This is a genomic window from Streptomyces sp. NPDC056486 (genome assembly GCF_042795295.1).
Taxonomy (GTDB): domain Bacteria; phylum Actinomycetota; class Actinomycetes; order Streptomycetales; family Streptomycetaceae; genus Streptomyces.
Map to the genome: position 1 here is coordinate 20556 of NZ_JBHTSF010000122.1, position 6743 is coordinate 27298.

Annotated in this window: 8 protein-coding genes; 6 read left to right on the forward strand and 2 right to left on the reverse strand. The window is 69.7% G+C overall.

The features are described from left to right. Window positions 1–44: 44 nt before the first annotated feature. Window positions 45–992 (reverse strand): alpha/beta hydrolase family protein, encoded by a 948-nt coding sequence (locus tag ACFQ7F_RS33980; protein ID WP_383279068.1) that lies wholly within the window; start codon window positions 990–992, stop codon window positions 45–47. A 73-nt stretch (window positions 993–1065) separates the two neighbouring features. Here ACFQ7F_RS33980 and ACFQ7F_RS33985 point away from each other — a divergent pair, with 73 nt between their 5' ends. Next, window positions 1066–1617, forward strand: coding sequence for a helix-turn-helix domain-containing protein (locus ACFQ7F_RS33985; protein WP_383279071.1), 552 nt, complete (start codon window positions 1066–1068; stop codon window positions 1615–1617). A 336-nt stretch (window positions 1618–1953) separates the two neighbouring features. Then, window positions 1954–2946 (forward strand): hypothetical protein, encoded by a 993-nt coding sequence (locus tag ACFQ7F_RS33990; RefSeq protein WP_383279074.1) that lies wholly within the window; start codon window positions 1954–1956, stop codon window positions 2944–2946. A 287-nt stretch (window positions 2947–3233) separates the two neighbouring features. On the opposite strand, the gene ACFQ7F_RS33995 is transcribed toward ACFQ7F_RS33990, so the two are convergent. Continuing rightward, complete coding sequence (locus ACFQ7F_RS33995) at window positions 3234–3812, reverse strand: TetR/AcrR family transcriptional regulator (protein ID WP_383279077.1); 579 nt, start codon at window positions 3810–3812, stop codon at window positions 3234–3236. A gap of 98 nt (window positions 3813–3910) precedes the next feature. On the opposite strand from ACFQ7F_RS33995, the gene ACFQ7F_RS34000 reads away from it, so the two are divergent. From ACFQ7F_RS34000 to ACFQ7F_RS34015, 4 genes are all read left to right on the forward strand, one after another. Then, a complete protein-coding gene (locus ACFQ7F_RS34000; RefSeq protein WP_383279080.1) occupies window positions 3911–4297 on the forward strand; it encodes a nuclear transport factor 2 family protein in 387 nt (128 codons plus the stop codon). Between the two features lie 115 nt (window positions 4298–4412). Beyond that, a complete protein-coding gene (locus ACFQ7F_RS34005) occupies window positions 4413–5081 on the forward strand; it encodes a Type 1 glutamine amidotransferase-like domain-containing protein (RefSeq protein WP_383279083.1) in 669 nt (222 codons plus the stop codon). Between the two features lie 202 nt (window positions 5082–5283). Beyond that, the gene (locus ACFQ7F_RS34010; protein ID WP_383279086.1) at window positions 5284–5976 is read left to right on the forward strand and encodes a helix-turn-helix transcriptional regulator; all 693 of its coding nucleotides are present in this window, start codon (window positions 5284–5286) and stop codon (window positions 5974–5976) included. A 32-nt stretch (window positions 5977–6008) separates the two neighbouring features. Beyond that, a complete protein-coding gene (locus ACFQ7F_RS34015; protein WP_383279089.1) occupies window positions 6009–6560 on the forward strand; it encodes a DUF3291 domain-containing protein in 552 nt (183 codons plus the stop codon). Window positions 6561–6743 lie beyond the last annotated feature (183 nt).

Genomic DNA, 6743 nt, shown 5'->3' on the forward strand with positions numbered 1-6743 from the left:
GGCGCGGGCGGGGTGTACGCCCGGACCACCGGGAGACCGGAAGGTCAGGAAGAGGTGGACTGCCCCTCGGAAGACGTCTCACCAGCGGCCGCGGCCAGGTGACGGGCGAGCCACTCGGCGACGAGGTCGAGCAGGCCGGGGTCGACCGGCTCGCGCAGCAGGCGGCGGTAGGAGTTCAGGGTGGGGCGTCCGAAGTCGCGCCGCAGGATGTGGGTGAGGTTGTCGACGCGGTGGGTCTCCGCGCCGCCGGGGACCAGCCGGGCGATCTCCTTCAGGTCGTCCGGATTGACTTGAAGATCCTTGTCGCCGGTGATGGCGAGGACCGCGGCACTGCTGGCGGCGAGGTCGTCCCGGGTGTCATGGACGAGCATCTCCCGCAGCCAGCGGGCGTTGGCCTTGGCACCGGCCACGCGCGCCACGTCCGTCCGGGTCTTCTTCACCCGGGTGAGGACCCGACTGCCCAGTCCCGCCAGCGGCCGGCGCAGCAGCCGGATGGGAGCGGGCATGCTCGCGACGATCGAGCGGCCCTGCCAGCGGAAGGCCTTCTCTCCCAGGTTGGCGAAGCCGGCCAGCATCACCACTGCACGCACGTCCGGCCGGGCCGCCAGGGCTATGGCGTGCAGCGAGCCCTCACTGTGGCCGATCACGCCGATCGCGTCCGCGCGGATGTCGGCCCTGTCCGCCAAAGCGCGCACGGCCGCGGCGGCGTCCCGGCGGTTGTCGGCGAAGCCGGCGGCCCGCCAGTCGCCGGGGTTGGCGCCGCTGCCGCGACGGTCGTAGCGCAGCGTGGCGATCCCCCGTGCCGCGAGGGCCTCGGCCACCGGCCGCGCCAGGTTCATCGGGAGCTTCGGACTGTTGCCGTCGCGGTCCAGCGGGCCGGAGCCGTGGAGCAGCAGGACGGCCGGGTGCGGGCCGGGGCCGACGGGCAGTGTCAGGGTGCCGGCCAGCGAGGTCCCGTTGTCTGCGGTGACCGTCATGTCGATGTCGGGCAAGGCCCCGCCTCTTTCGATTCGCGCTCGTTCGTTCTCAAGTACGAGAACATTATCAGATGTGAGAGAGTGAACCATGGCAACCGCGAATCTCCTCCTCCACCCGGTCCGGATGCGCATCCTCCAGACCCTGGTCGGCGCCGGTGAACTGACCACCGCCCAGCTCCGGGAACGCCTCCCGGACGTCTCACCGGCCAGCATGTACCGGCACGTCGCCACACTCACCAAGGCCGGCATCCTGGAAGTGGGCCAGGAAAGACCCGTACGCGGGACGGTCGAACGCAGTTATCGGGTCCGGCAGGACAAGGCCCTCGTCGACGAGGAAGCCCGCGCCGCGATGACCAAGGACGACCACCGGCAGGCCTTCACCGTCTTCACCGGGGCGATGATGGCCGATCTCGACCGCTACCTCTCCCGTGACGACGCCGACCCCTTGCGCGAGGGCGTCCTCTACCGGCAGGGAGCGGTATGGGCGACCGCCGAAGAGTTCACCGAACTCGTGGAGGAACTGGAGGCGCTGGTCGCCCGGTATACGGAACGCGTCCCCGGAGACGATCGCATCCGCCACATCATCAGCCTCGCCCTGGTGCCCGACAAGGCAACCGGGGAGGACGACCAGGCCCCCTGAGCCCACCGCCGACGGCATGGCCGCAGAGGCGTACTCACCCATGGCCCGATTGCCCGGCTCCGAGAAGACCTGGCCCCAGCTGCCCGACAGCGTCGGCGACCCCAATGACGAACCCGTCCTCCTCACCCGCGCGACAGGCGGGAGGCTTGTTGTGATCACCGGTTGTGAGGGACGGAAGCGATGTATCACCTATCGGGGCGCTGACGTGCAAGACGTGTCCACGCAGACCCGGTCGCTGGCGTCTGGGAAAACGGTCGGTGGCGTCCGGGAACCGAACGCACCGATGCGGACGTCGCAGTAACCATGGAAGATCATCATCCGGATGGCACGGCCCTCATGACCGGCTCGGAGCCCCGCCGGGCCGGCGGCTCCGTCGTGGAAGAGGGGCTGCGGATCACCGGCCGCGACCGGCGCCTCGTGTTCGGCTCGGCCGTTCCGGCGACCGCGGCGGCGCTGGTCGTCGGTGGCGGGATCGTGGCCGGCGGGTTCGCCGCGTCGTGGGGCCTCTTCCTGGAGGCCGGGCGCACCGCCGAGGGGTCCATCGACTACGAGGAGTCCTATGTCGCGTACATCGACCAGTGGGACAGCCTCGTCAAGGTCGCGTTCTGCGTGTACCCGTTGCTGCTCCTGGTGGCGATGGTCCTGATCGCCTGGGTGTTCACCGCCCAGGCCGTGACCGTGGCGCACGCGCAGGAACGCGACACGGCGGGCGCGGACCCGGGCGCCGATCCCGGGGCGCTCACCCTCCGCGCTCTGTGGCGACGCTCCCGTCCGCACCTGGGCGCCGCCTTCCGCGTCCAGTTGCTCACCCTGGTGTGCGCCCTCGTCGCGGCACTGGCGGGCCTGCTCGTGCTGGCCGCCGTCGACATGGAGATGGTGCCCGGGGTCGTGTGGCCCACGTACCACGATCCCGCGACCGTGCAGTTCATCCTGGTGGGCCGGGTCCTGCCCGTGGTGATCTGGGGACTCGGGCTCGCCCTCCTCGCCCGCTTCGCACCGGCTACTGCCGTACGGGTGGCGGACAACTGCTCGGCGACGGCCGCGATGCGCCGTTCCTGGACGCTGACCCGTACGGCGCGGCTGCGCACCACCGGGATCTGCCTGCTGGCCACGGCCGCGGTCGCTGTCGCCTTCGCGGTGCTGCAGTGGCTCGGTACGTACGTGGCGCACTGGGCGGGACTGCTCATGCTGGCCACCACCGACGACAACGTGTGGGTCACCGGCGTCCTCGTCATCATTACCCCGGTCGCGGTGGCACTCGTGCTCCTGCCCGTGGTGCTGGCTCCGGTGGGCGTGCTGCTCGCCTGCCTGCGCGCCCGGCTCGCCTGAGGAAGACATTGCACGGGTCGGTATCGGACAAAACCGCTCCACAGCCACCCGGCGTGACCGGCGGAACGCCCCGCCCGACCTGGGCACTCCGGGGCAGTGCGGCGGCGTCGCATGCTTCGGAACCTAGAAGTTGGAGTGCGCTCTAACGCAAATAGGTCTCGGTCCGGAATTCGAAGGCGTGGGGCATGTGCGCCCTGTCCTGCAGGTGTTCCGTAACCTCTTCCTCCGGGGCCCGAGGTGTGTGCGGCTCCGGGCGGGTTCCGCTGGAGCGAGGAGCCGAGCGAAGTTCACGACTCAGGTTGAAGCTTCCCGAGCAGCTCCGCGACAAGGTCGCGGACGTACGCCTCATCCGTACCGGGGATCGAGAAGACCACCCGGAAGTAGAGCGGCGCAACGATCCGATCGAGAACCTGCTCCAGGGATGGGGGCGCGTCGCCGCGCTCCCGCGCCGCGTCGAGGACGGGGCGGAAGCGCTCGCTGACCCTGCGCAGGCATTCGCGCAGTCCGTCATGCCGCTCGTCGACGTCGGGCGCGACCTCGGCGCGGAAGAACGCGATGCCGCCGGGCCGGGAGAGCTCCGCCAGCGTCCAGACCGCCTGACTCTCCAGGTCGGTGCGCAGGTCGCCGACGAGCGGGGGCGCGCCGGCGTCGCCGCGGTGCTTGGCGACGTCGGCCAGGAGCGCGGCGAGCGTACCCCAACGCCGGTAGAGCGTGCTGGAGTTGACCCCTGCGCGCTGGGCCACGGCGGGGAGGGTCACCTGGTCGGCGCCGACCTCGCCCACCAGCGCGACCGCGGCGCTGTGCACGGCGGCACGAACGCGGGAGCTACGGCCGCCGGGCCGCTTCGTCGATGTGTCTGCGTTCACCCCTCCACCCTAAAGCAAAGAGTTGCGCCTTAGCGGGCCGGGGGCTTACGGTCACACTAAAGCGGAGATCGCCGCTTTAGTGTTGTGAAGGGAATGTCATGTCCACCAACGAAGCCTCCCTCGCCCTCGGGCGCACCTTCCACCAGGCCCTTGTCTCGGGCGACTGGGACGGCATCCGGGCCCTGCTGCACGACGACGTCACCTGGACCCTGCCCGGCGAGAACACCATCTCCGGCACAGCCGACGGCGCCGACGCGGTGGTGGAGCGCGCTCAGCTGATCGCCTCGTACGGCCTCGACTTCGAGCTGCTGCATCTCCTGGTCAGCAGGGAGAACATGGCGCTCTCCCTGCACAACACCGCGCACCGAGAGGACGCCGTGCTGGACGAATACCTGGCCACGGTCTGCCGGCTCCGCGACGGAAAGATCGCGAGTATCGAGACCTATCTCTCCGACGTGCCCGGGATGAACGCCTTCTTCGTCTGACGACTCCCGGCTTGGGTTCGAGGTAAGTGCCTGTTCCTGATGCCGCCATGCCATGACGGTATGGGTGGATCCTGGGTTCGTTGCACGCGTCCGTCGGCCATGCTTGGCTCGCCCGATGAACTTTCTGTTGACGGCGAGTGGCCTGCGTAACGAGACGCAGCGGGATGCGCTGCGGGACGTGCTGGGAAAGCCGTTCGGATCGGCGAACGTCGTGTACGTTCCTACGGCATCGGTAGCCGAGCCCGGGGACCACGGGTGGTTCGTCGAGGACATGAACCGGCTGCGCGGCCTCGGCTGGCGGGAGTTCGACGTCCTGGAGCTGAACGGCCTGCCCCGGCAGATGGTGCTCGACCGACTGCTCCACGCCGACGTCATCTATGTCGGGGGCGGCAGCCACTACCACCTCGCGCGCAGCATCACCGGCAACGGCCTGGCGGACGGCTTCCTTGAGGCGCTGGCGAGCCGGGTCTATGTGGGATTCAGCGCCGGATCGATGATCTTCAGTCGTCATCTCACCGAGCACTCCGCCGACGTCATCGGGGACACCGCGGACCTCCACGTACTCGGCGCGACGACCGTGGAGCCGCCGTTCGGCCTCTTCGACTGGTATCTCAAGCCCCACCTGTGCTCGCCGGATTTCCCCGAGCGGGACGACGTCTGGGCTGATCGCATCGCTGCGCGGGCGGACTTCCCGATCTACTTCATCGATGACGAGACGGCCGTTCGCGTCAGGGACGGCAAGGTCGATGTCATTTCTGAAGGGCGGTGGCGGTTCCATCCATGACTCAACGGGTGGTGGGGAGCCCCGGACAGGGCAGTGGCGCCGTGGGAAAAGTGGAGGACGAACCGCGCCGCGGCTGGAGCTGAGTGGCGGTGGTCCGGGCGACCGTCAGTCCCTCTCGTTCTCGCGGGATGCCCGCTGGCTCGGTCACGCCATCGGCCTTCCCGTTTCTATCTCCAACCTGTGTTGTTCCTAGAATGGCGAGGTGAAGGACATCGAAGCGATCGCGGTGCTGCAGGATCCGGTGCGGCGCCGCCTGTACGAGTACGTGTCGGGGCAAGGCCGTGAGGTCGGCCGCAACGAGGCCGCCGAGGCGGCAGGGGTGGCGCGCACGCTCGCCGCGCACCATCTGGACAAGCTGACGGAGGCGGGTCTCCTCGAGAGCGGCAGCCGCCGCCTGACCGGCCGTTCGGGGCCAGGGGCGGGCCGCCCCGCCAAGGTGTACACACGAGCGCGGGCCGAGCACTCGGTGTCGCTGCCCGCCCGCGATTACCGCACCGCCGCCGAACTGCTCGCCGAGGCTGCCGAACAGGCCGGTCTGGACGCCGGGCTCTGCGCGGCCGCGCGCCGTCGAGGCGAGAGTCTGCGCGGCTCGGCGGCGCCCTGCGGCGACCTCGACGAGGCCGTGGAGATGCTGGCCGCGCGCGGCTACGAACCACACGTGGAAGCCGCCGAAGAGAAGGACATGGTCGGTGCCGAGCAGGCGCCCCGCGTGGTCCGTATGCGCAACTGCCCCTTCCACGCCGTCGCCGAGCGCTTCCCGCCGCTCGTCTGCGGCATGAATCTGGCGCTCCTGGAAGGGCTGCTCGGCGCGGACGGTCCCGTCCATGCCCGTATGGACGCCAGACCGGGGGAGTGCTGTGTCGTACTCGAACCTTCTAAAAACAATATTGATTGACATAGAAAAGCGGGGCGTGCTGGGATGAGGCCATGACCGCATCCGCGCATGCCGCGCACCTCGCCGAGCTCAACATCGCCACGCTCCGCCACCCGTTGGACGACCCGCGCATCGCGCCGTTCGTCGAGATGCTCGACCCGGTCAATGCCGCTGCCGACGACGCGCCGGGCTTCGTCTGGCGGCTTGCGGAGGAGGGATCGCCCGACGCCACCGGCTTGCGCCCGGCGGGCGAGAACGTCATCGTCAATCTGTCGGTGTGGGAGACCCCGGAGGCGCTGTGGGACTTCACCTACCGCAGCGGGCACTTGGAGATGATGCGGCAGCGCCGTGAGTGGTTCGAGCGGCACGTCGAGGCGCACTTGGTGCTCTGGTGGATCCCCGCAGGTCACCTCCCGACGGTCGGTGAGGCCCTGGACCGGCTGGCGGACATGCAGGCGAACGGACCGTCCCCGCGCGCGTTCACCTTTGCCTCGTCCTACTCGGCGGCCGAGGCGGCCGAGGCGGCCGAGCACCTTGAGGCTGTGCCGCCGACGCGGCCTGCGCAGGCCGGAGCGACGCTTACGTCAGCGGGCGGCGCGAACTGACACAGGGGTGCCCGCGTCGGCGGCTTGCCGGCCGGCATGTCGGACAGACCCGCAATCTCTGTCTCTGTCTCTGTTTCGGTCGTGTCATGTCCTGCGCCACGCCACGAGTTCCCGGAACGGCATGGGCCGGTGCCCGGTGCTCGGTGGCCTGTGGCGGCTTCAGGCAGCAGGGCGGGGAGAAGG